The organism is Pantoea sp. RCC30.1 (assembly GCF_058148845.1).
On record NZ_JBXUHX010000030.1, the window covers coordinates 12,704 to 36,137 of the forward strand.

20 protein-coding genes are annotated in these 23,434 nt (G+C 54.3%); 6 read left to right on the plus strand and 14 right to left on the minus strand.

The genetic code is table 11. The features are described 5' to 3' along the window. The first annotated feature begins 58 nt into the window (after nt 1-58). From AC2LB6_RS20195 to AC2LB6_RS20205, 3 genes are all read left to right on the plus strand, one after another. Nucleotides 59-697: a TetR/AcrR family transcriptional regulator gene (locus AC2LB6_RS20195; RefSeq protein ID WP_490094873.1), complete on the plus strand. Its 639-nt coding sequence runs from the start codon at nt 59-61 to the stop codon at nt 695-697. Next, nucleotides 694-876 (plus strand): hypothetical protein, encoded by a 183-nt coding sequence (locus AC2LB6_RS20200; protein ID WP_490094874.1) that lies wholly within the window; start codon nt 694-696, stop codon nt 874-876. The genes AC2LB6_RS20195 and AC2LB6_RS20200 overlap by 4 nt, the downstream gene beginning before the upstream one ends. Nucleotides 877-1,132: 256 nt before the next feature. After that, entirely contained in the window at nt 1,133-1,396 is a 264-nt protein-coding gene (locus AC2LB6_RS20205) for a hypothetical protein (protein ID WP_490094901.1), read from the plus strand. Between the two features lie 181 nt (nt 1,397-1,577). On the opposite strand, the gene AC2LB6_RS20210 is transcribed toward AC2LB6_RS20205, so the two are convergent. Then, nucleotides 1,578-1,808: a hypothetical protein gene (locus AC2LB6_RS20210; protein WP_490094902.1), complete on the minus strand. Its 231-nt coding sequence runs from the start codon at nt 1,806-1,808 to the stop codon at nt 1,578-1,580. 900 nt (nt 1,809-2,708) lie between these two features. Here AC2LB6_RS20210 and AC2LB6_RS20215 point away from each other — a divergent pair. Then, nucleotides 2,709-3,818, plus strand: coding sequence for an SDR family oxidoreductase (locus AC2LB6_RS20215; RefSeq protein WP_490094903.1), 1,110 nt, complete (start codon nt 2,709-2,711; stop codon nt 3,816-3,818). Nucleotides 3,819-4,042: 224 nt separating this feature from the next. Continuing rightward, entirely contained in the window at nt 4,043-5,149 is a 1,107-nt protein-coding gene (locus tag AC2LB6_RS20220) for a tyrosine-type recombinase/integrase (RefSeq protein WP_490094875.1), read from the plus strand. Between the two features lie 7 nt (nt 5,150-5,156). On the opposite strand, the gene pagP is transcribed toward AC2LB6_RS20220, so the two are convergent. Continuing rightward, the gene (gene pagP, locus AC2LB6_RS20225; RefSeq protein ID WP_490094876.1) at nt 5,157-5,726 is read right to left on the minus strand and encodes a lipid IV(A) palmitoyltransferase PagP; all 570 of its coding nucleotides are present in this window, start codon (nt 5,724-5,726) and stop codon (nt 5,157-5,159) included. A 441-nt stretch (nt 5,727-6,167) separates the two neighbouring features. On the opposite strand from pagP, the gene fhuE reads away from it, so the two are divergent. After that, the gene (gene fhuE / locus AC2LB6_RS20230; protein WP_490094877.1) at nt 6,168-8,390 is read left to right on the plus strand and encodes a ferric-rhodotorulic acid/ferric-coprogen receptor FhuE; all 2,223 of its coding nucleotides are present in this window, start codon (nt 6,168-6,170) and stop codon (nt 8,388-8,390) included. Between the two features lie 76 nt (nt 8,391-8,466). Here fhuE and AC2LB6_RS20235 read toward each other — a convergent pair whose 3' ends face one another. The 12 genes from AC2LB6_RS20235 to AC2LB6_RS20290 all read right to left on the minus strand — a co-directional run bounded on the left by AC2LB6_RS20235 (nt 8,467) and on the right by AC2LB6_RS20290 (nt 23,433). Continuing rightward, on the minus strand, nt 8,467-9,582 hold the full coding sequence (locus tag AC2LB6_RS20235; protein WP_490094878.1) for a helix-turn-helix domain-containing protein: 1,116 nt from the start codon (nt 9,580-9,582) through the stop codon (nt 8,467-8,469). A 10-nt stretch (nt 9,583-9,592) separates the two neighbouring features. Next, a complete protein-coding gene (locus AC2LB6_RS20240) occupies nt 9,593-10,186 on the minus strand; it encodes a hypothetical protein (protein ID WP_490094879.1) in 594 nt (197 codons plus the stop codon). Nucleotides 10,187-10,390: 204 nt separating this feature from the next. Further along, entirely contained in the window at nt 10,391-11,236 is an 846-nt protein-coding gene (locus tag AC2LB6_RS20245) for a VOC family protein (RefSeq protein WP_490094880.1), read from the minus strand. A 20-nt stretch (nt 11,237-11,256) separates the two neighbouring features. Then, complete coding sequence (locus AC2LB6_RS20250; protein ID WP_490094881.1) at nt 11,257-12,396, minus strand: amidohydrolase; 1,140 nt, start codon at nt 12,394-12,396, stop codon at nt 11,257-11,259. An 11-nt stretch (nt 12,397-12,407) separates the two neighbouring features. Next, entirely contained in the window at nt 12,408-13,499 is a 1,092-nt protein-coding gene (locus AC2LB6_RS20255; RefSeq protein WP_490094882.1) for an alkylhydroperoxidase domain protein, read from the minus strand. Further along, nucleotides 13,496-14,503, minus strand: a complete 1,008-nt coding sequence (locus AC2LB6_RS20260; RefSeq protein WP_490094883.1) for a putative FMN-dependent luciferase-like monooxygenase — start codon at nt 14,501-14,503, stop codon at nt 13,496-13,498. Before AC2LB6_RS20260 ends, AC2LB6_RS20255 begins: the two co-directional genes overlap by 4 nt. Next, the gene (locus AC2LB6_RS20265) at nt 14,500-16,119 is read right to left on the minus strand and encodes a dipeptide ABC transporter ATP-binding protein (protein ID WP_490094884.1); all 1,620 of its coding nucleotides are present in this window, start codon (nt 16,117-16,119) and stop codon (nt 14,500-14,502) included. The genes AC2LB6_RS20260 and AC2LB6_RS20265 overlap by 4 nt, the downstream gene beginning before the upstream one ends. Beyond that, the gene (locus tag AC2LB6_RS20270) at nt 16,116-16,967 is read right to left on the minus strand and encodes an ABC transporter permease (RefSeq protein ID WP_490094885.1); all 852 of its coding nucleotides are present in this window, start codon (nt 16,965-16,967) and stop codon (nt 16,116-16,118) included. Before AC2LB6_RS20270 ends, AC2LB6_RS20265 begins: the two co-directional genes overlap by 4 nt. Beyond that, a complete protein-coding gene (locus tag AC2LB6_RS20275) occupies nt 16,964-17,905 on the minus strand; it encodes an ABC transporter permease (RefSeq protein WP_490094886.1) in 942 nt (313 codons plus the stop codon). The genes AC2LB6_RS20270 and AC2LB6_RS20275 overlap by 4 nt, the downstream gene beginning before the upstream one ends. Before the next feature lie 12 nt (nt 17,906-17,917). Next, nucleotides 17,918-19,552: a TIGR04028 family ABC transporter substrate-binding protein gene (locus AC2LB6_RS20280; protein WP_490094887.1), complete on the minus strand. Its 1,635-nt coding sequence runs from the start codon at nt 19,550-19,552 to the stop codon at nt 17,918-17,920. 223 nt (nt 19,553-19,775) lie between these two features. Further along, nucleotides 19,776-21,002 (minus strand): MFS transporter, encoded by a 1,227-nt coding sequence (locus AC2LB6_RS20285; protein ID WP_490094888.1) that lies wholly within the window; start codon nt 21,000-21,002, stop codon nt 19,776-19,778. 76 nt (nt 21,003-21,078) lie between these two features. Further along, the gene (locus AC2LB6_RS20290; RefSeq protein ID WP_490094889.1) at nt 21,079-23,433 is read right to left on the minus strand and encodes a GNAT family N-acetyltransferase; all 2,355 of its coding nucleotides are present in this window, start codon (nt 23,431-23,433) and stop codon (nt 21,079-21,081) included. Nucleotide 23,434 lies beyond the last annotated feature (1 nt).

A 23,434-nucleotide genomic window follows, 5' to 3' on the forward strand; every position in this document is an offset into this window, starting at 1 on the left:
AAGACTTTTAATTGTAGATTGATCGATCTACAATAAATCTTCAACACTGGAGAATCTTATGAAAGCAGCAGCAGGCAGACCCAGAGAGTTCGATCCCGAGGCGTTTCTCGACACTGCGCTCGATTGTTTCTGGCAAAATGGATATCAGGCAACATCCATGGCAGACCTTAAAAAGGCATCGGGTCTGGCAAGTGCCAGCATCTATAAACTCTATCCGGATAAGCGCGCTATCTACCTCGCAGCTTTGCAGCGCTACATGGATGAGGGCATTTCAAGAACAGCTAAGCGAAATGCAGAAATGTCACCAGACGCTGCTTTGCGGGAAATGCTCGAGTTTGTCGCTCAGTTATCCTCTGCTGCTGCCGGAGAGAGAGGCTGCTTTACTATTGCGGCAGCCAGTGAGCTTTTACCGGGTGACGAAGAGGTCAGATCGAAAGTTTCTTTTAAATTCAATCGTATTATTAATCAATTAGAGAGCATCCTGATAAAAGGCCAGCAACAGCAGATCTTTCGTCAGGATGAAAATGCGGGAGTAATGGCACAAAGCATTTTCATGATGCTGGAAGGTATGAGGATATATGGAAAACTTCAGCCAGAGATCGACGATCTCAGGAAAAGTAATGACTTCATTGTCAGGTCTGTACTTGTAGATAACTACAGCGGAGCCGGCAATTCAGCGGTCAAGGTATCCACATGATCGAGGTGGGCACCATTGTTCGGCGGCGAAAAAGAAGAAGAACAATGATTGTGCTTGAATACGCAGAGGGCATGGTGTTATGCGGCTGGGTCGATAAAAAAGGTTTTTTTAAGAGACGTTTTCCGCTGGCTGAATTAAAGGTCTGCGTGCCTTATACAGACTTCTGGTCCCTGACTTAAAAGAGTCATAAGGCTCTGCTTTGAAGAGGTTATGTGATGAAAATTATGCTTTATCCAGGTTTTCACACAAACACCTCTGTTTTGCTGCCTGTTTCATTAAAAACAGTCACCTCCATCCTGAGCGAAGAAAAACCGTCGAAATAGACACGCCATAGTCTTTTATTCAGAGGATTAAACCAGAACGTCCTCCGTTAAATTATCCTTCTCAATTCTGGAGGGAATCATGAATAACAGTAAATTGGTCGTTGCTCTGGCTATGGCCGTGACTCTTTTTTGGGCTGGCGCAACTGAAGCTAAAACAACAAAGCAAACCGATGATAAAATCCGTCAGCTAATCATCGAAGACTCAATCGCATCCTATCCTGGCGTGTGTGCCTGTCCTTTTAACGCTGCACGAAATGGCAGCAGTTGCGGCGGGCGGAGTGCCTGGAGCAAGCAGGGCGGTTATGCACCGGTCTGTTATAAAAAAGAGGTCTCAAAAGAAATGGTCGATGAGTGGCGAAATAGCCATGACGCTTAAATAATATAGGGTTAGCTTTTTTAACTCGATACCATCAACGATCAGTTCAGGGTCATGCCTGAATAGCTCCGCTATTAAACCGTCATGGTATCTTTAATTAAAAAAAAGATTAGCACTCAGCAACTACCGGACAATAAACTGTCCGGTAGTTGGCTATCTTATATCGGCACTCGCGGCCGGCTTAATTCTGTGCTGGTTGAGCCTGCTGGTTTTTCTCAGCTTCTTTATGTTTTTTCTTCGCCATATGATGACCGACGGCACAGCCTGCTGCTGCCCCGGCAACACCATGATGCGCAACATGACCTGCCACGCCTCCTACTGCGGCGCCTTTTAGACATCCTTCGGCATTAGCCTGTAAATTCACCGATAAAAACAGGCCGGTAGCAATAACGATAATTGATAACTTTTTCATCATTTAATATCCTGGTAGTCATAGTTGCACGTTGAATTCATCAGAGCATAGCCAGACTCCGGGGCGTTTGGCTTGCAGGGATACACGAATCACGAAGTTAGTTACCTGTGGTTACGCTTTTCACAGAATAAACAGAACAGTTGGCGCATTTTTAATCAGAAAATTAACCCCTCAGCACTCTCAGATGACATTTCAGGCAGATTCTCTATGCCATCAGCCAGGGGGACAGGCTTTAGCTCCTGGAAGCCATCAGTATCACATTCGATGAAAGTTATGCCAGTGACTTGAGCGGAATAGCCAGGTGAACACTCCAGCAAGGTAAGCATTAGTTGAGCCAAAGATCACTGCGCGCCTTAGATTTCTGGTGGCCGTTATTCACTGATGGACAGAGATAAACTGATAATAATTAAACGCGGGTTAAACAAAAGTTCTGATTAATAATCTAAATCATTTTTGTTTAACCTGCAGATATTGTACTCAGGGTTTTACATTTTAATAAATCATTAATAACCCACATTTATAAACTCTTTATAAAGTTCAGCAAAAATAATTAAAATAAGACTTGATCCCAAATGGCGAAACTTGTTCAAATCAGATCGTACGTTCAGCAGAGGCTGAAGGTATTTATGAGTTTTCTCTGTGCGTTAAATATAAACAGAATCTAAATGAATAAGTTTAATGAAATATCTATAGTGTTGTTGAGCCTGGCGATACTTATTAGCTTTATACTGCTCTGGTTTACAACCTGATCAGTGATTAAGTCGCAAGTATGGGATTTAGCGGCAAACCTTAATTTAACTTTAGTCTCATCATAAATAATGTAATCACAATAATTTTTTCCTGTTCGGGAAGCGTTCTGTTAATGCTTTCTTTTAACCAACCAAGCTGAATGGCATTATGATGAAAAAAATCCTTATTACCGGTTCTACAGGTTTTTTAGGCGGGGCTGTTGTAGCAAATTTATTACTGAACAGCGTTAAAGATCGACTGCTGCTGCTGGTCAGAGGCGAAACTGTTGAGCAAGGGTTAACCAGGCTCAAAGCGAACCTGAAGAACTTTGGTTTAAATGACTCAATTATCAACACGATAGCACCTGAAAATATTATTCTGGGTGATCTGGCGTTAACGGATAACTTTATTAATGACTCACGGCTTAACGACGTTACCCACGTCATTAACTGTGCTGCCGTTGCCTCTTTTGGTAATAACCCCACTATCTGGAAAGTGAATGTCGAAGGCACATTCCAGTTCGCGGAACGGATGAGTCATGTCGAAGGGTTAAAGAAATTTATTCACGTTGGCACTGCCATGTCATGTGCGCCGAAACCAGGCTCGCTTGTCATTGAGGGCGCACTGGACTCCAGCCGGGATCAGCATATAGTCGAGTACACCTGGAGTAAGGCCTCGATTGAAAAGCTGATGACCGAAAAACTGCCGGGTCTGCCACTGGTCATTGCCCGGCCGTCGATCGTAGTGGGTCACTCCGATCAGGGTTGTCTGCCCTCTGCCAGTATTTTCTGGGTATTCCGTATGGCGCTGGCATTAGGGAAATTCACCTGTGACCTTGACGATCGTATTGACGTGGTTCCGGTTGATTACTGCGCGGATGCGCTGGTTCTGCTGCTTGACGCAAAAGATGTGATTAATGAAGTGATTCACATTTCTGCCGGAACACAAAGCAGTGTGACGTTCGCCGAAATTGATGTGGCGATGGCCAAAGCATCAGGAGGCAGGGCACTCGGCGTTAATTACCAGAAGGTTTCCTATAAACAGCTCTCTGATAGCCGAAGAACGTTTAAGGATTTGTTCGGACCCTGCAACGAGCGGATCATGCTGCGCGCAATGAACCTGTACGGTCATTTTTCAAACCTGAATGTGGTATTTGATAATTCCAGGCTGCTGCAGCTGGGTATGAACAAGCCTTCCAGGTTCACCGATTATCTGGATCGCTGCGTAATGACGACGCGAGATTCAACGATCGCCGAACTGATGGCCGTTGATTTTAAATAGTCAGCGCCAGGATAACCCCGGAGTAAAACCCCGGAGTAAAACCCCGGAGTAAAACCCGGGCGATTCCCCGATAAAACCGCTATTAAAAGACCTGCATTCAGACATCGAAAACCCTCTCAGAACTGACCAGAACGCGTCTTTATGACTCCAGACTTATTAGGTCTGGAGTCACAGTTAAAGTGTCGTTAGAATGACCCGCTTTGCAGTGACAAACAGGTATCGATGTGACAACAGATCTGACTCAGACCACCGACCGTTCAGCCCATGTTGGCCGCCATGTACTGATCTGGCTGGCGCAGGTGAAAACGGCTTCACTTAGTGAGCTGGATAATTTTGGCGATGAAGGTACGGTCGAGCAGGTAATGAAGGTCTGGGTAAAACTGTCGTTGCTAATCAGTCGTCGGCGTCCTGAGATCGCCATCTCTTCGCTGCTGAAACATGTGCTGCCCAACATCGGATCGCAACCACTTAAAGCGCTGAACCGGTTACGCCTCAACCGGCTCTACAACATCCTGATCGCCGACGGCAAAAAAGAGGAGGCGCGTCGGGTATTTGCGCTGACCAAACAGTTCCTCGCCTGGGCCGAGATGCAGGGCTACCTCGATCATTCACCCATCGCTTCAATGAAAAAACGCGATGTCGCGGGCCGCGCTACACCGCCGCGTAGTCGGCAACTTACCGATGCTGAAATCTGGGTTTTCTGGCACGGACTGGATAACTGGGCTTTGTCGGAGCAGGCACGATGGGCGCTGCGTTTATGCCTGGTGAGCGCCCGACGGCCGGATGAGATTGTGCAGGCGCAGAAAGCCGAGTTCGATTTGCAGTTAGGATTGTGGATGCAGGGCACGCGCAATAAATCGCAGCGGGAACATGTGCTGCCCATTTCGCCGCTGATGCGTCAGTGCATCGAAGCATTGCTGCGCGCCGCCGAACCGGATTCCCCCTGGCTGGTGCCCGCACCCCGCGATCCCCAGCAGCCGTTGTCAAAAGGCGCGCTGAATCAGGCACTGCGCCGGATGCTCCGCGCCCCGCGTGGGCTGGGGCTGGAGCCATTTACACCACGCGACCTGCGCCGAACCGCGCGATCCAAACTTTCTGCGCTCGACACGCCGAATGATGTCGCCCGAAAAATCATGAACCATGCGCTGGAAGGCATCGACCGGGTTTATGACACCCATGACTATCTGAACCAGATGCGCAGCGCGATGATCACCTTCTCAGATGCAGTTGAGCAGATTATTGAATGCGAAAGTTATCATCTGCTACGGCATCGCTATGATGGCGAGACTCTTTCCCTGAACGATCTCTCTATCATGGCGATGTCACGCTAAATAGCGGTCAGAAGTGGTAACGCAACCAGGCAAAATAGACGTTCCCGTTGTTGTGGGTGCCGGGAACATAGGTCATCTGGAAATCGAGAGCGCCATAGCCGATTGAGGCCAGCGGCAGAAGCGCAGGCACCGGAATATAGTCCCAGTTATGCCGCGCGGTGACGCCCGCTGTGTAACCTGCGCCCCAGTGAAAATTCTGATCGGCTAGTGGACGCCAGGTTGCCACCCAGCCATAGCCACCAAAGGGTTCCCATTTATTGAAGGAGTCCTTAAACGCCATCAGGTAGAGGCCATTCCAGTTTCCTTTTTCATCGTAGCGGGAGATACCACCACCTGCGCCCCACGGCCTTTCATTATACTTATTAATGTGTTCCCTGTCGTAAGTGGCACGGTTGTGCCAGGTAATCGCGGGCAGATAAAAGTCGATGCCTTCTGGCTGCTCCCAGGTAATGGCAACTTTATTGCTGAAATTTTCCCAGCCCGCCCCTACGTTCTGAATAAGCGTGGCAGAGTGGGCTGAAAACAGACTGAATACAGACGTCATCATCAGCGCTTTAAGAGGTAGAGTTTTGCGCATGTGTTAATTCCTGCAATATCTGGTGTTAAATAAGGAAAAAAATGAATTAAGGCGGGTATTGTTGCATCAGGAAGAGAAATATCAGGTCAATGAACGGCCATTACAGGATTTTATAATTATCAAAAGGGAGCCGAATTCGCTCAATCTTGCTTATTAAGCTGGCATTCTGAACAGTAAAAAGCCTCACTCTGCATATCGCCTGCTAAAACCCTCTTTCAGCCAGACATTTCCGTGAAAAATTTCGCATTGTTCATTAACAAAATCTTGCATTGATAATCGCAATGAGTATATTTCTCATTTGCTTTAAATGTTAATCACACCCGCGCTAAGGCGCTAACGGAAAGGTTTTGATTCCTCAAACCTTAAGCAGGGTAGCGATGCTCGCAGGACGCAGGGTCGTGACAGTGGCAGCATAAAAACATAAAGATAATTGAGGAATTAATGAACGCTTTCGATCTTCAGTACCCCAGGGTTAAGAGCGCGTCTGCTCTCCAGAGTCCGTTCCGTTTCTCCTTACTGGCTGTTTTCGTCGCCTCATCGCTAATGCATAACGTTGCTTATGCCGCTGAGACTCAGACACCTGCTACCCGCGATGATCAGACTCTGACCGTCACGGCTTCAGGCGATGATGCCGTGACAACGTCACCCGCATCCGATTACAGCGTTCCGGTTACCCGTGCGGGCACGAAAATGCTGGGCACCGTGCGTGATGTGCCGCAGTCAGTCAGCATTGTAAGCAAGCAGCGAATGGCTGATCAGCAACTTCAGTCGCTGAATGATGTGTTGGCAAACACCACCGGCATCCGCGGCATCAGTGGGGACATGGACCGCACCAACTACTATGCGCGCGGCTTTATGATCGACAACTACATGGTCGATGGTATTCCTACGGCCTTTGCTGCTCGCTGGAACCTGGGCGATGCGCAGACCGATATGGCACTGTATGAGCGCGTTGAAGTGGTACGTGGGGCAACTGGCCTGTTGACCGGCCCTGGCAATCCGTCAGCCGCCATCAATATGGTTCGCAAACATGCAGACAGCAAAGAGTTCGGCGGCACCCTCTCCGCCAGCTACGGCAGCTGGAACAAACAGCGTTATGTAGCCGATCTCTCTGCTCCGCTCAGTGAGTCCGGCAATGTGCGTGGCCGGCTGATCGCGGGCTGGCAGGATAACAACAGCTTCATCGAGCGTTACGGCGCTAAAAAACAGTTCATCTACGGTGTTGTCGATGCTGACCTGACCGACTCTGCCACGCTCTCTGTCGGCTACGAGTTCAGCCAGGTCAATACCGACTCCACCATGTGGGGCGGCGCACCGCGCTGGTACACCGACGGCACACAGATTCATACCCGACGCGGCTATAACACTGCGCCTGACTGGGCTTACAACGATAAAGAGAACCGTAAACTCTTTGTGAACCTGAAGCAGGATTTCGACAACGGCTGGAACATCACGCTGAACGGCGCGCACAACGAGATGCGTCTGGACAGTAAGCAAATCTATCTGGATGGTTATTTCGATCGTAATACCGGCGCGGGCGTCTCTTCCTATGCCGATTATCCGGTGGTGGGCGGAACCGGTTATAACACCGGCAAACGCAAAGTGGATGCGGTGGATGCTTTCGCCAGCGGCCCGTACGAACTGCTGGGGCGTCAGCATGAGCTGATGGTGGGCGTCAATTACACCCGTCAGGATAATAAGTACTTCAGCACCTTTGAGAACATCTCTTCAGCGTCGCTGGGTAACTATAACGACTTTAATGGCCAGTATCCTGAATCCGCCTGGACACCGCGTCTGCCTGCCAGCGATACCCAGCTGGTCCGTCAAAAATCGACCTACATGGCGACTCGCCTGTCACTCGCCGATCCGCTGCACCTGATTATCGGTGCTCGCTACACCAACTGGAACCGCGAAACGTTAAGTGGCGAAGCGGAAGAAAATAACATCACTCCCTATGGCGGGCTGATTTATGACTTCGCCGAAAACTGGTCGGCTTACGCCAGCTATACCTCGGTGTTCCAGCCACAGGATTATCGCGATGTCAGTGGCGCTTACCTGTCGCCGGTCATCGGCAAAAACTACGAAGCAGGACTGAAATCGGACTGGATGGACAGTCGCTTAACCACCTCGATTTCAGTGTTTCGCACCGAGCTGGATAATGTAGGTGAGGCAACCACGCAGACAGTGCAGGGTTCAGGTGATGTTGCTTACATTGGCCGGAAAGGCGTGGTGAGTCGGGGCGTAGAGTTCGAGGTCAACGGCGCATTAACCGACAACTGGCAGATGACCTTTGGCGGCACGCGCTATATAGCGGAAAACCGCGATGGCAGCACCTTCAACCCGCAACTGCCGCAGACCAGCTTTAACCTGTTCAGTAGCTATCGCCTGCCGACGCTGCAGCAGCTGACGGTGGGGGGCGGCGTGAACTGGCAGACCCACGTCTGGAACGATGTCGGCGGCCCGGAAGGCAATGGCACCTGGCGCGCCCGTCAGGGCAGCTATGCGCTGGTTGATCTCTTCGCCCGCTACCAGGTGAACAAAAATCTGTCGCTGCAGGGCAACCTCAATAACCTGTTCGACAAAGAGTATGACACCAATGTGGCCAGTTCTGTGGTCTACGGCGAACCTCGTAATTTTTCGGTGACCGCCAGCTATACCTTCTGATTTGTGTCGTTGTATAGCCTGTGAAAAACGCCTCAGTTGAGGCGTTTTTTTATTTGTCTGAGAGCAAAATCGTCACTCAGAGAAGTTTCTGTCCGTAAGCCAGTAAAGAAACAACGTTAGTTTCTTCACCGGGCAAACAGGCGGCCTGAGGAATAGCGTTACCCGCTAATTTCTCAAATGCAGACGGCGTGATATGCAAGAGATGGGCAAGGCATTTTCTATCCATACCCAATTCATTACTGAGAAAATGCAATGCATTTTTGAAGAACTTCGGTTCTTCATGCGAGATCAGACAATCCTCTTTTTCATCGATCGCTTCTCCTTTACGCTTAAGACCAGTAAATGCAGTTTTATACTGAGCATCAGTTAAAAGCGAAAGTTGGTGTGCCCGATAGATGATCGCCGCTTTACTCACTTTCCATGTCAGCTTAAACGCGCTCAGTCCCTGCCAGTCAATACGGCCACCAACCGGGCGTGGAAAGTGCCTGACCATGGAATCCCGTGGAAGCAGGAGAGCAGAGGCAAAACGATTCGCCTGGGACTCAGTGACTCTGTCTCCGGTTGTCATTCCGCCGTGCAGGATTAAATGAGCGACTTCATGGGCGATATCAAATCGCTGCCTGCATGGCGATTTTTTGGCTCGATTTCTGACGATAAAAGGTCTTTCAAGCGGAACAGAAAGAGCGTCCACCTCATCTGAGACAGAATCGAATACGGTGACGAAAGCGCCCAGTTTTTCAGCCAGACGCGTCATGTTTTCAATCGGTCCGGAACCTAGTGCCCACTCTTTTCGACATTGCTCTGCTGCCTTTTCAATATCTTCCTGGGTCTGTACTGTCAGTTCCGGAAAACGCACCGGGGGCAAATCAAGATACTGTTCAAAGAGATCAACCAGACGCACGTAAAGTTCAGCTCTTGCCAGCGTCGAAAGCTTAGTGGAAAGGCGCGTGCTGCTGAGTTTGCGAAAATGCACCTCATCTTCATTCACTCTGGGCTGCGCCAGAAGAGTAAAGAACTCTGGCTCGACCTCTAATACGACGGCTAATTCCATGGCCAACTGAGAAGTTGGAACCGCTGTTCCTGACTCCAGCCGCTGTATGTACTGGCGGGTCTTACCAACCCGCTCAGCCACATGCTCTAGCGAATACTCGTTATACAGGCGAGCTAATCGCAGATTTGAACCGTTAAACACTTTTCACCTGTTAATCTTCATCTGCATTTGTTTTCTTTTCAGGCCGGGATGCTTTGATCGGGTCGAGTTCGATAGTAACCGGAGTCGGTAGTACTTCTTCTATAAAATGTGGAACAGAGACCCGGCCTTCGCCATATGTCCACTTCGATACAAACTCGTCCATTGCATTAGTACCGATGAAATGTACACGGGCACCTTCACCTTCAAACTCAGGCTTTTCGACCACAAAGCGGTGCAGGGTAGGCGTTGTAAGCTGCGGTTCAAAGAGCTGGTCAACGACATTTCTCCGGAAGAAACCTGGCTTCTTTGGATTCTCAGGATCATCAGCAAAAAAACGCACCGGGATATTCTCAATATTGAAAGTGACATCCATGCCGGGGTGAGTCAGCTGAAGCCAGCTATGCTTTCCGCTTAAACATAGTGCAATGAGCATTTGTCGCTGCCTGCCAAAAGTACAGGTGCCACGCGTGTAATTGTCATCAAAAGGAGAAGAGAGCTGTTCGTAAGTTCTGTCCAGTACCTGTAAAAGTTCTTCGGCGATGACAGTTAAACGCTCATCACTCAATTGAGGGTAAAAGTCCCATGGAACCCGATGTGTGTGCATTTCATTAATCCTTTAACGTTGCAAAACGACTGATTTGTCAACCTGAATTTTGGTGCGTTATTGAAGATTTGTCAACCTGCCAGACAGGCCTATTGACGCTGTTATTAAATTTTGAAGTCAGCTCATTTTTGACTTCCCGCGAAAATTGCCCGATAAAAATAACGCCTCAACCGAGGCGTTTTTCACAACATTCCAGGCCTGCACTCAGGTAAAACGCAGTGCCAGGTTAAAACCTTCTGCCGACTCCACCACAATCGCCTCGGGCTGCTCCTGAAATGCGATTTCACCGGTCACCAGCGCGCGTTTCACCAGGGCGAGATCCGCCGTCTCAAAACCCAGCGCGACCATCCGGGCGCTGCCATCATAGTCTTCCGGCAGCGGTCCAAACCGCCGCTGCGCATAGTCTGCCGAAGCAAACCGTACCGTGGCGACACCGGCGCGCAGGACAAAGGCACCTTCGGGACAGGCGAGCACCTTAGCGGCCCCAAACAGGCGGCTATAAACCTGGGCTGAAAGCGCCGGATCCTTCGCGACAATCACAAACTCACTGATATTACGCACGCCATTGGGGTGACGCTGCCATGCAGGCTGCCATACCGCTTCGGGTGTCAGATGCTGGCAAAAAAAGCTGCGGCCATTAGGCACCAGTGAAGGGCGAATCCGCACGGTTCGAAAGTGCGCTTCACTCACCGAACCGTCGGGCAGGGTGACCGGACGATGAAAAGCCGCTGGCGGATCGCCATCCAGATCCTGCCGTTGCAGATGCTGAAACTCACTCTCTGCATCGCTGCTTTTCCATACCAGACCGCTCAATCCCAGCGGCGACTGCCAGAGATCGGCGCGCTGGCTGGCTTTGCCTGGCTCATAGCCCAGCAACTCCAGATAATTTTCTCCAAAAATCGCCAGATGATTACTCGAACCCAGTGAGTGATGTCCACGCTCTGTGAGCTGAAAACCCAGCCTTCGGAAGCGCGCGCTGGCACTGTCGAGCTGGTCGGCCACGTTAATCACAGCATGATCAAGAATCGGTTGCGGAACCTGAACTGACATAGCAGCATTCCTCTTTTTCGTCATTGCGCCGCCACAATCTGCAACGCGCGCGGCACCAACTGGGTGAAGTACTCTACCGCCGGGCCGATCAGGGTTTCATCCGGATCGAAGGCTGCGTGATGCAGACCAAATTCGCTGGCACTGCCGATGCTGACAAACGCTCCCGGCACCTGTTGCAGATAAAAGGCAAAATCTTCTCCGCCCATCTGCGGCGACTCAGCATGCTCCGCGAGATAGCCACTCTGTTGGGCAACGTCCAGAGCAACATCCACCCACTCTGGCGTGTTAATGAGGGCCGGCGGTCCTTCAGTCCACTCCAGTTCCGCGGTCGCGCCAAACCCGGCGGCAATACCCTGAATCAGGGATCGCATGCGGTGCGGAATCTGCGCCCGAATCTCGCCGTTGTGGGTGCGTACCGTGCCCTCCAGCTCAACGCTTTGCGGCAGCACGTTCCATGTATTACCGGCGGTAAAGCGTGTCACGCTAAGCACCACCGTTTCCAGTGAGCTGAACACCCGGCTCGGCAGGGTCTGCAGTGCCGTCACTATATGGCTGGCAATCACAATCGAATCGATCCCCTCCTGCGGTCGTGCGGCATGCGCGCCTTTGCCCTCAATGCGGATCACAAAGCGGTCGACGTTGGCATAAAACGCGCCCGCCCGGCTGCGCAGTGTGCCCAGCGGCAGGTCGGGCGCGTTGTGCAGGCCGAATATCGCCTGAACGCCTTCCAGTGCACCGGCATCAATCAGCTGACGAGCGCCATTAAAAGTCTCTTCGGCGGGCTGAAACAGTATCCGCACCCGGCCTGACAGCGTGCTTTCCTGCTGTTTAAGTTGCAACGCCACGCCGAGCATCACGGCGCTGTGAACGTCGTGACCGCAGGCGTGCATCACGCCCGGCTGCTGTGATCGCCACGGGCGTTCGGTGGTTTCTTCAATCGGTAACGCGTCAATATCCGCGCGCAGGGCGATCAGGGGGGCGCCATGACCGATTTCTGCCACGACGCCGGTTTTCAGCCCCAGCGGCAACAGTCGGACCCCAGCCTGCTCCAGCCAGCGGGTAATGCGTTCCGTGGTGGCAAATTCATGATTCGAAAGTTCCGGGTGCTGATGCAGTTCGCGACGCCACTGCACCAATTGGTCGGTTAAAGGCAAAGTCATGGTTATCCCTGTTATTCCGGCAGAAAAGGTTCGCCCAGCGTCAGCATCAGGCGATTAGCCCAGGCAAAAAAGGCGGTTGATTGAATCAGATCGAGCAGCGCGAGCGTATCAAGACCCTGTTCGCGCAGGGCAGAGAGCTGCGACTGTGTCGGCTGTGCAGGGGTCAGTGACAGCGCTGCTGAGTAGGCGATAATCGCCTGCCAGCGGGCGGCGTGACCGTGAGATAACACCGCACCGGGGGCGACGTTCAGCAGCTTCTGTACCGCTTCATCCTGCTTTGAGAGCTGGCTGGCTTTACGCGCATGGACTGAGGCGCAGTAGATGCAGCCGTTGACCTTACTCACTACGGTGGCAGCCAGTTCGCGCTCGGCACGTGGCAGACCGCCCGCGGTATAAAAAATGCCTTTATCGGTCAGGGTTCGCTGCTCCAGCAACGGTAAATTGCGCGCCAGCAGGCGAAAATAGTCGGAGTCGGTGTGACCAAATTTTGTCAGCGTCGCCTGCTCTTCCTCGCTGAATTCCGCCAGCGGTTTTGCCGGTAGCCAGGGCTCCCAGCCGAGTTCCTGTTGCGTAAACGCGGTCAGGGCAGTTTTGCCGCTAGCGGTATGTAATGCCTCGTGCCAGTGACCAGCCACTACCGGGGCAACCTCACCCGACGCCTCATCGCCCTGTAAGCTGCGCAGACCCGCCAGCAACCGGCTCTGAAAACTAACAAACGCTACTAGCTGTGCCAGTGTGACAATGCCACGCAGGCTCCAGCCCGCCTGTTTCAAAGCCTCCAGATGCGCGGGGGCAGCGGCAACCGGCTCAAACGTCAGGCGATGGGCAAATGTCTGTGCCGCGTTGATCCGCTCACTCCCGGCCAGACTCTCCTGTGGCTGGTAGTGCGCCTGCAGGCCGGATTGTGCATGCCAGCCCGCAACCTCTGCGGCCAGCTGACGCCGCTCCGCCAGTGGAAAATCCTCATCACCCTGGCTAAACAACACGGTGTAGCTACCCTGAGCATGTTGTGTGGCGGCGTGACGTGTCTGGCGCGCACGGGCCAGTTCGGAATCGGGATCGATATCCGCCAGTGTGGCGATCAAATCGTCAGGTTGATTCATGAAATTCTCCTGTGAGGTTCGCCCGCGGCACGAAGCGCGGGCGCAAGATGTTGGGCAATCAGTTCAATCGAGCGCAGCGTGTCGGCATGCGAAGGTTCAACCGAATGCACCTGGAATGAGATATCGGTGACGCGCGCCAGTGCGCTGTCCTGCGCCAGTGAGTGCTGCACCTGATCGATGCTGCCAACATGGGCATCAAACTGGGCCAGTAGATCATCAAAGCGTTCACCGCGTAATTCGCCACGGTACTGCGCAGCCTGCTGACGAATTCCCGGTTCAGCCACCTGACGGGCATAGCGATCAGAAGCGGCCACGAACGCGGTACGAGAGGCGAGGATGCGCGGAGTGATTCCCGCAGGAAGTGCCGCAAGATAGGCATCGATCAGCGGATTCTGTAATGCATCCAGCGGCAATTCAGGCTGGCCCGCCGGGCGCGGCTGGGTGCGTGACAGCATCAGGCCATGGCCGCCCTGTGCGGCACGGATCGCACCCTCTATGGAGAAAGTGGCGATCCATACCCGTCCGGCAAGCTGCGGCGCGGCGGGATAGAGATGATTATCAGGATGCCCCAGTGAATCACCGCGCCAGGCGCTGAGCAGCGTATGCAGATGGTCGGCAAAGACGTCACCACGCTCGGCAAAGGTCAGTCCAAACGGCAAAAACGAATCCGGCGTGCCACCTGAGCCCAGCCCGATCTCCAGCCGCCCATCTGCCAGCAAATCCAGTACGGCGGCATCTTCAGCCACCCGTAGCGCATTCTCCATCGGCAGGGTGATGATGGCGGTGCCGAGCCGGATGGTGCGGGTCTGCGCTGCGACATGCGCCAGGAAGACCAGCGGTGACGGCAGGCCACCCTCATCCTGATGAAAGTGGTGCTGAGCAATCCACGCATTATCAAATCCGCAGCGTTCGGCATGCTGGATCTGTTCTGTGGCTAGCAGATAGCGCTGTTTCGCCGGGACCTTATCCAGCAGACGGGTAAAAAATCCGAGACGTCGGCTCATGCTGACTCCTTGTGGGTTAAGGGAACGAGCGGAGGAATGGCAGCAATTAATTCCCGGGTATAAGGATGCTGTGGTGCGCTAAAAATCGTGACAACGTCACCTTGCTCTGCGACTTCGCCCGCTTTTAACACCGTGACGCTGTCGGCAATCTGTCGCACCGTCGCCAGGTCGTGCGTGATAAACAGATAGGTCAGACCCAGTTCGGCCTGGAGCTGCTGCAAAAGGTCAAGGATTTGCGCCTGTACCGTGACATCCAGCGCCGAAGTCGCCTCATCCAGTACCAGAATCTCCGGCTTGCAGATTAGCGCCCGCGCCAGGGCCACACGCTGCCGCTGACCGCCGGAAAGTTCGTGAGGCTGACGTGACAGGAGAGTGAGCGGTAGCGCCACCCGTGTGGTCATCGCTTCAACGCGCTCACGGCGCTGGCTGCGGCTCAGCCGCTCAAAATTACGCAGTGGCTCTTCGATGATCGTATACAGTGTCTGACGCGGATCGAGTGAGGCAAACGGGTTCTGATAGACAAACTGGATCTTACGCCGCAGCTGACGCAGCGCCTCGCCGCGTAATCCGTTAACCACGATGCCATCCAGCGTCACCTCGCCGCTGTCGGCGGTGTCAAAACCCATAACGATGCGCGCCAGCGTGGTTTTGCCTGAGCCGGATTCGCCTACCAGTGCATGCGTGGTACCGCGCGCCACCTGAAAGCTGACCTGGTTCAGCGCCTGCAGACGCTGCAGTTTGCCCAGCGAAAAACTCTTCATCACGCTGGTTGCCCGGATAGCGGGAGCAGAGAAACGGGAGGCTGCAGGTTTAACTCGGGCGGGGCGCTGAGGAGCCGCATCATTCAGTAACTGGCGGGTGTAAGGGTGCGACGGGGCGCTGATCAGCTGCGCAGTGCGTCCCGATTCCTGAATCTCACAGTGACGAAATACGATAATACGGTCTGCGCGTTGCGCCGCCAGCGCCAGGTCGTGGGTGACGAACAGCACGGCGGTGCGGGATTCATGCCGCAGATTGTCCAGCAGATCAAGAATGCGCTTTTGCACCGTGACATCCAGTGCGCTGGTCGGCTCATCCGCAATGATTATCTCCGGTTGCAGGGCGAGGGCAATGGCGATCAACACCCGCTGCTTCATGCCGCCCGACAACTGATGCGGATATTGCTTAACGCGCTGTTCGGGATGACTGAGGCCGACACGAGTCAGCAGGTCAATCACCCGCTTATGACGCTGCGCTGACGGTAATCTCAGGTGCAGTCGCAGGATCTCTTCCACCTGTTCGCCGACCGTTTTCACCGGATTCAGGGAATTACCGGGATCCTGCGGCACCAGACTGATGCGCGCACCCCGCAGCGTATCGAAACGCTTTTGCGACCACTGACTGATATCCACGCCATTGAGCAGGATTTCGCCCCCTTCGCGGCGACCATTTTCCGCCATCAGACCCATTATCGCCTGTGCGGTGGTGGTTTTACCTGAGCCGGACTCCCCGACCAGCGCCACCATCTCACCGGCCTGCAGCTCGAAGCTGACGTTATGTACCACCGGCTGCCAACGGTTGCCGCTGCGATAGCTTAGCGTCAGATTGTTGACCGCGAGTAACGGCTGAGCGCTCATCGGCGTCCTCCTGAAAGTTGCTGGCTGATGCGGTTGGCTGCGAGCACCACAGCGACCACCACCACACCAGGAAAAGTGGTCAGCCACCAGGCGGTAGCCAGATAATTACGCCCTTCAGCGATTAACAGACCCCATTCCGGCATTGGTGGCGGGGTGCCGTAGCCGAGGAAGCTCAGGGTCGACAGCGCCAGGATAGACTGACCAAATTGCAGGGCGGCATAGGCGATCACCGGCGTCAGCGCATTGGGCAGAATGTGACGCCACAGCACGCTGAAAAAGCGGCCGCCGCTGCCGTAAGCCGCTTCGACATACTCACTGTGACGGATGCGCACCACTTCGGCGCGTGCGAGCCGGGCGAAGCTGGCGATAGAGGCGATGCCCACCGCTAACGCGGCATTCAGGGTGCCAAAGCCGAGTAAAATCAGCACGCTCAGAGAGAGCAGCAGCGCCGGAATCGCCAGCAGGACATCTACGGCGCGCATGACCGTTGATTCAGTTTTGCCGCCGATTGCCCCTGCCACCAGACCCAGCGCGGTACCTGCAAGCAGTCCAATTGTCACCGCCATGACGGCGGCGGAGAGCGAATGTGACGCACCGTATACGATGCGGGCAAAGAGATCGCGGCCGAGCTGATCGGTGCCGAGCCAGTGCCCGGCCTGCGGAGCGAGTCGCTGTGCACCCGCGGTCCCTTCTATCGGGCTGGCCTGGGTAAAGAGGGCCGGGAACAGTGCCGCCAGAACGGCCAGCAGCATGACTAAAACGGCCAGCCACAGGCCCGGCGAGAACGGTAAAATGCGTCTCTTTGCCGCCACGGGTTGCCGCGCGGTTGCGTAATCAACCAGACTCATGTTGCACCTCGTGACAGCTGTAAGCGTGGGTCAAACAACGGCATCAGCAGATCCACCAGCAGGTTGATCACCACAAATCCCAGCGCGGAGATCATCACCACCGCCTGCAACACCGCCACGTCCTGATTGTTTACCGCCTGCTGCGTCAGTTGGCCCAGACCGCCCAGGCCAAACACCGTTTCGGTAATCAGCGCACCGGCAATCAGTTCTCCCAGCAGCAGGCCCGCCACGGTGAGCACTGGCAGCATGGCGTTGCGCAGGATGTGCCGCCACAGCACATAGTGCTCGCTGGCTCCTTTTGCGCGCGCCACCGCCACAAAAGGCCGGGTTGAAACCTCATCGATGCTACGCAACAGAATCTGTGCCAGTGGCGCAGATATTGGAACGGCGACCGTAATGATAGGCAGAATCAGTCCCTGCCACGGTGAGGGATTGATCACCGGGATCCAGCGCAGCTGGAACGAGAAGAGCTGAATCAGGGCTATGCCGAGCCAGAAGGTCGGCACTGAGATAAAAAGCGCGGGTAGTGACTGCAGCAGATTGCGCAGACCGCGCAGAACAGGCAGCCGCGACAGTGTCGCCAGCACAAATGCCAGCAGTGTCGCCAGCAAAAAACCGCACAGGGCCAGTCGCAGCGTGCCGGGCAGATTGCTGGTCAGCAGTTCACTGACCGGCACGCCCGCCTGCACTGAATAGCCGAAGTCACCGTGCAGCATCGCCGCCAGCGTGTGCAGATATTGCTGCCACAGCGGGCTATCCGCGCCATAGGCCTGACGCATCTCAGCAATCTGCTGCGGACTCAGGCCGAGATCCGGATTCTGAAACTTGATCAGAACAGCATCGCCCGGCAACACCTGCAGCAGCACAAACGACAGGGTAAACGCGGCCCACAGTACCAGTACACCCAGGCCAGCGCGTTGCAGCAGATAATGACGCATCCTCACCTCCGGTTACTGTTTTTCCAGCCAGGCGCCATAGAGCGCCGGACGGCCCACGGCTTCAAAACTGACCCCTTTCAGCCAGGGCGCACCGGCATAGACCTGCGGCTCTTCGAAGATCGGAATCACATAGGCCTGGTCCAGCAAATAACGCTGAACGTCACCGGTTAGCTGTAACCGTTTTGTCGGGTCAACTTCAGCGGATATCGCAACCAGCAGCTGGTTCAGTTTGTCATCGCGGAAGTTTTTCACTTTGTCGCTGGAGCCACCTTTCTGCAGCAGGTTGTCGCGGTTGGCCGGGTAGAAGCTGCTTTTAATCACGTCGGGATCGGCGCGGCCGACTTCGGTGACGTTAAGCGGGGTCTTAAGGGGATCGAGGTTATCCAGCGTTTTACTGCCCGCATCGCCTGCTTTGACGGTAAGCGCGACGCCTGCCTGGCGCCACTGCTGCGCCACCAGTTGCAGTACCTCTTTGTTTTGCGGCTGCGGTAGCGATTCATAGACGGTTAACGCCAGTCGCTGGCCCGCCTTTTCGCGGATGCCATCTGCGCCCGGTTTCCAGCCCGCCTGGTCCAGTAATGCCTTCGCTTTCGCCAGATCAAAAGTGAGTTTGTCAGCGAGATTGATGTATCCCGCGGCGGTGGTCGCCACGACCGAGGTTGCCTGCGGATAGTTTGGTGAGAAGAGCGTCTCAACGACCTGCTTCGCATTGGTGGCGTGCAGCAGTGCCTGACGCACCCGGATATCACTGACCAGCGGATTATCCGGACGGAAGCTGAGGCTGTCGTTTACACCTCGGGTCGGCGCGGCATAAACCGGGAATTTTTGATCTTTAGCCTGCTTCTCATCGTATGCCTGAACCTGACGGATCAGGCCTGCCTGGCCCGCCAGCAGTGCACCGATGCGCACGCTGTCTTCCGGCGTCACGATGACTTTTATCGCATCGAGATTGGCCGGACCTTGCTGCTGAACGTTTTTCGGTCCCCACTGATACTCTTTACGCGCCACCAGATCCACTTCCCGACCGAGCTTCTCATCACTGACCACAAATGGCCCGGAGCCGATGATGTGACGCGCATCGCCCAGCTGATCGAAACTGCGCGCAAGGGTGCTCAGCGAGACCAGGCCAGAACCAATGGTGGCGGTGCCCTGCAAAAATCCGGGTGACGGCTTTTTGAAATAAAATTTCACGGTCAGCGGGTCGATCACTTCGCTGCGTGCATAGTTATTAATGACTTCCGATACCGGCAGGCGCAACGCTTTATTTCCCAGGCCGTAGGTATCAAAGTTTTTCGCCACCGCGTTTGCATCTAAAGGTGTACCATCGGAAAAGGTTACGCCCGGCCGCAATTTAAACGTGTATTCGGTTTTATCGGCGTTGGTAGTCCAGCTTTCCGCAATCCAGGGTTCAACCTGCAGCGTTTCGGGATTCTGCCAGGTTAATTTATCGGTGATCTGATTGAGAATGCCGCCATTTGGGTAAAAGCCACCGGCAGGCGGATAGAGGTTGGTATGTGCCTGCTGTTCAAGATAAATCAGCGTGCCGCCTTTGACCGGTGCGGCCACCGCATTAAAGCTCAGAGTCCCGGCAAGTAATGTAAAAACCAGCGTTTGTGCGAGTGGTTTAAGGGAAAATAACGTCTTCATGGTGAATTCCTTTGTTATCAATTGCCTCAGCAGGCGGAATCATCATCGAATGACGCAACACGCAGATAAAGTAACGATTTGGTCAAAGCTTATCTGAAAAAAATAAATGCGGGATGGGGGCGGGATTTAATCTGTTAATTTCAGTTGAGGGATGGCAAATAAATTTCTGCCATCCTGCCGGGTTATATTTTATCCAGATACACAGCGGGTTAATCAGGAACCGCTATTCCACACATAATTTCCGCTGGCCTGCACGCAGAAAAGCGCTGACCAGAACCAGCCAAAGCAGACCGCAAATCAGGTTCACCAGACTGAAGCCACCGGTGCCGTAGCTGAAATACGCGCTTTTGGCGGCTTCAATGCCCAGCGCAATGATCAGAATACTCACCATCCCAAGCATCGCTGCCACGCTGCCTTTTCCGCCACTGCTGGAAAACAGCGTCATACGATAGAGTCCGGCGTTAACCAGCCCGGTGCCAAAACCGTAGAGACTCATTCCGGCAGTGAGCCACAGATAGCTTTGCGCGTTCAGCACAGTGGCGGTCATCGCGATTGCCAGCCCGCAGACCACCGGCCAGGCACCGAGTCTTATTGGCTGTTCAATCGGCAGACGGCTGGATAAGCGCCCCAGCGTCAGGTTGCCTGCAATCATGGCGGCAAAGACTGGCAGCTGAAGCAGGGCATAGTCGATGCGGCTGAGTTGCGCGCCGTGGATCAAAATCACGGGCGACAGCGCAACCCAGGCGATGCAGGGCACGGTGACCAGTCCGATGGCCAGCGAACCGCGCATCACCTGACGATCTTTCAGCAATTCCGCGTAACCGTTGATAATCGATCGCAGCGACAGCGGTTTCTGCCGATCGCCCGCCGTTTCAGGCATGGCATACCACAACCCCGCCAGCGCCAGCGCCGCGACAGCACCAATCAGCCAGAACAGGGTGCGCCATTCACCCACGGTAAGAAAAGCCGCGCCCGCCAGTGGACCAGCCAGCGGGGCCAGCAGGGCAACGTTGGCCATCAGCGCCATCATTTTGATGCTGAGCGATTCCGTAAATGCTTCCTGCACCGCCGCATAGCCCACCGCACCGATAAAGCAGAGGCTGATTCCCTGCAGAAATCGCAGCAGAACAAACTGCTCAATGCTTTGCACCCAATGCGTCGCCACACACGAGAGCATAAAAAAGGCCACGCCGCTGAGCAGCACCGGACGCCGCCCGATACGATCAGAGAGCGGGCCAAGCAGCCATTGCAGCAGTATGCCACCGGCCAGATAGGCGGTCAGTGAAGTAGAAACCCACTCCGGCCCGACTTTAAATTCCTGCGTCACCAGCAGCATGCCGGGCTGAATCATGTCATGGGCGATATAGGTGGCGAACTCAAATAACACCAGCGACAGCGGAAAAATCAGATGCCGGCGGGTCAGTTGTGACACCGGTAGAAAAGAAGCCATTACGAATACCTGCATTAAAACCATTAAAAAGCGGCCACCAGGGTAGCCGCATAGTATCAGAGTGACAGTGTAACGCTTAGCGCCAGCGGGCTATCGGGTTGACCAGCGTGCCGGCGAACTTGAGGTTTTCGGCAGGATCAGAAAGGTTAATCATCTGCTGGTTATTCGCCAGCTGCAGGCGGTTCAGACAGGAGCGGGTAAACTCAGGCGCGAACATGTCATAGTGCGCGAACTTAGTAGCATGCTCCGGGTGCGCCTGCTGGTAATCCTTGACGCACTGCGCCACCGCCTGCCAGAACGCCTCTTCCGGCAGCGTGCCAGACTGATGCAGGATCGCGCTGATAAAGCGGAAGATACAGTCAAACACATCGGTGAAGATCGACAGTAATTTGAGGTTCTCCGGCACATCCACCGCCAGACGCTGCACGCCCTCCGGCAGCACCGCGTCCGGGTTCATCACGGCGATCTCTTCGCCGATATCCTTCATGTAAGCACTGACCGGCACGTTGTTCTCCAGCAGCATGATGAGGTTTTCACCGTGCGGCATAAATACCAGGTCATGCTGATAGAAGCAGTGCAGCAGCGGGCTGAGATAGCAGGTCAGATAGCGATCAATCCACTGCTTCGCAGGCAAACCGGAGTCCGCAATCAGCGCGGGCAGCAGAGCCTGCTGGTGGTGATCGACGTGCAGGAAAGAGGCCATGGTCATCAGACGCTGACCGGGTTGCAGGCTGGCGGCAGGATTATCGCGCCACAGCGCCGCGAACATCTTTTTATAGGCGGAGTCACCTTTGATCGCCTGCTCATAATAGCGGTTGTGATAGCCGACCGCCGCGACTTCACGCAGGATGCGGAAATCACAGCGTTTCAGCCACGCATCGCTCGCCACCAGCTGCTCCAGCCAGCCGTTAATGGCAGGTGTCGTTGCCATATAGTAGGGTGACAGACCGCGCATAAAGCCCATGTTCAGCACTGACAGGGCGGTTTTCACGTAGCGCTTCCCGGGCTGACTGCGATTAAAGAAGGTGCGGATAGACTGCTGCGCCTGGTAAGCATCGTCCCCGGTGCCCAGATAAACAATATCGTGACTGGCAATGTCCGCTGCAAACACGGTCAGCAGTTTGTTCTGCCACTGCCACGGATGCACCGGCATCAGGATATAGTCTTCAACCGCCAGTCCTTTTTTCACCAGTTGAGCATTGAACTGTTCCACGGTGGTGTCGCCCAGCTCATCACGCATCAGCTGCTCATAGCTCAACTCGCTGAGGCTGGAGAAATGCGCGTTGCGGCGATGAACCGCGACCCAGATGAGGTGAACGGGCGCGGCGGCTTCCGGCGCATAGGCCAGATAATCCTGCGCATCGAAGCCGATGCGCCCATTATTGGCAACAAAGCAGGGATGGCCTTCGGTCATCGCTGCTTCCACCGTCTGGAAGTCGGCTGCGACCAGCGCCTTAGTGTCGGGATTATTTTTCTGCAACTTATAGACGCTGCTGCACAGGGTGCTACTGATCTCCTCCATATAGGTCGCCAGCAGTACCTGCGGAATCCCGATCTCTCCGTTGAATTCAACGATAAACTTCAGCGCATCCAGTGGCAGCTCATGTCCGTTCTCCTGCTTGCGCAGAGAATCCGCGTCGATTTCCCAGTGATCCAGCGCCAGCCGCGCCGCGCGGAAATGGTATGTCGCTTCACCGCCCGGCACCGCCAGCTGATAACTTCCGTTACCTGATTCCTGCGGGGTAATGATTTTTTCATGCGCGAATTCGGCAATCGCTTTGCGGATCAGCATGCGGTTTGCCTGCGTCCAGTTGTCGCCCGTCAGATGCGTGCCGTCGGTCAGTGAAGAGGGGGTGTTCATAGTCTGCGACTCCTGCTGTAACGCGTGTTGATAATCTTCCCGCTGGCAAAAGGCCAGCCAGGCGGTTTTGTGGCCCATGTCGATGGTGTGCTGGTAGCGGAATCCAGCGCGTTTATTCAGCACGTGAATTTTTTCATTGCGCACGTCTGGCTCCACCACGACACGGTTCACCTCTGGGCGGCTGAACATGTAGTCCATCACCAGCGTGAAAACTTGCCAGCTAAAGGCTTTGATCGGCTGGCTGGCCGGGGCAATCAGAATGTGCATGCCGTAATCATCGGGTGCGGCCGGGTAGAATTTACCGACCTCATCATCACCGGCGCGGTAGCACTCAATCAGACAGACAGGCTCGTCATTGCAGCAGCCAATCAACGCCGCATGGGGATCGGATGCGGTCAGCGTCTGATAAAACTCCGCGACCTGCTCCAGGTTCTGCTGCTGCATTCCCCAGAAGCGAGCGTAATCGCGGGTGACCCAGCTGTGGATCAGCGGCGCATCACTTCCGAGCATTGGCCTCAGGGTAAACTGGCCTGCGGGACGGGCCGCACTGAACAGCGGTTGTAAACTCATC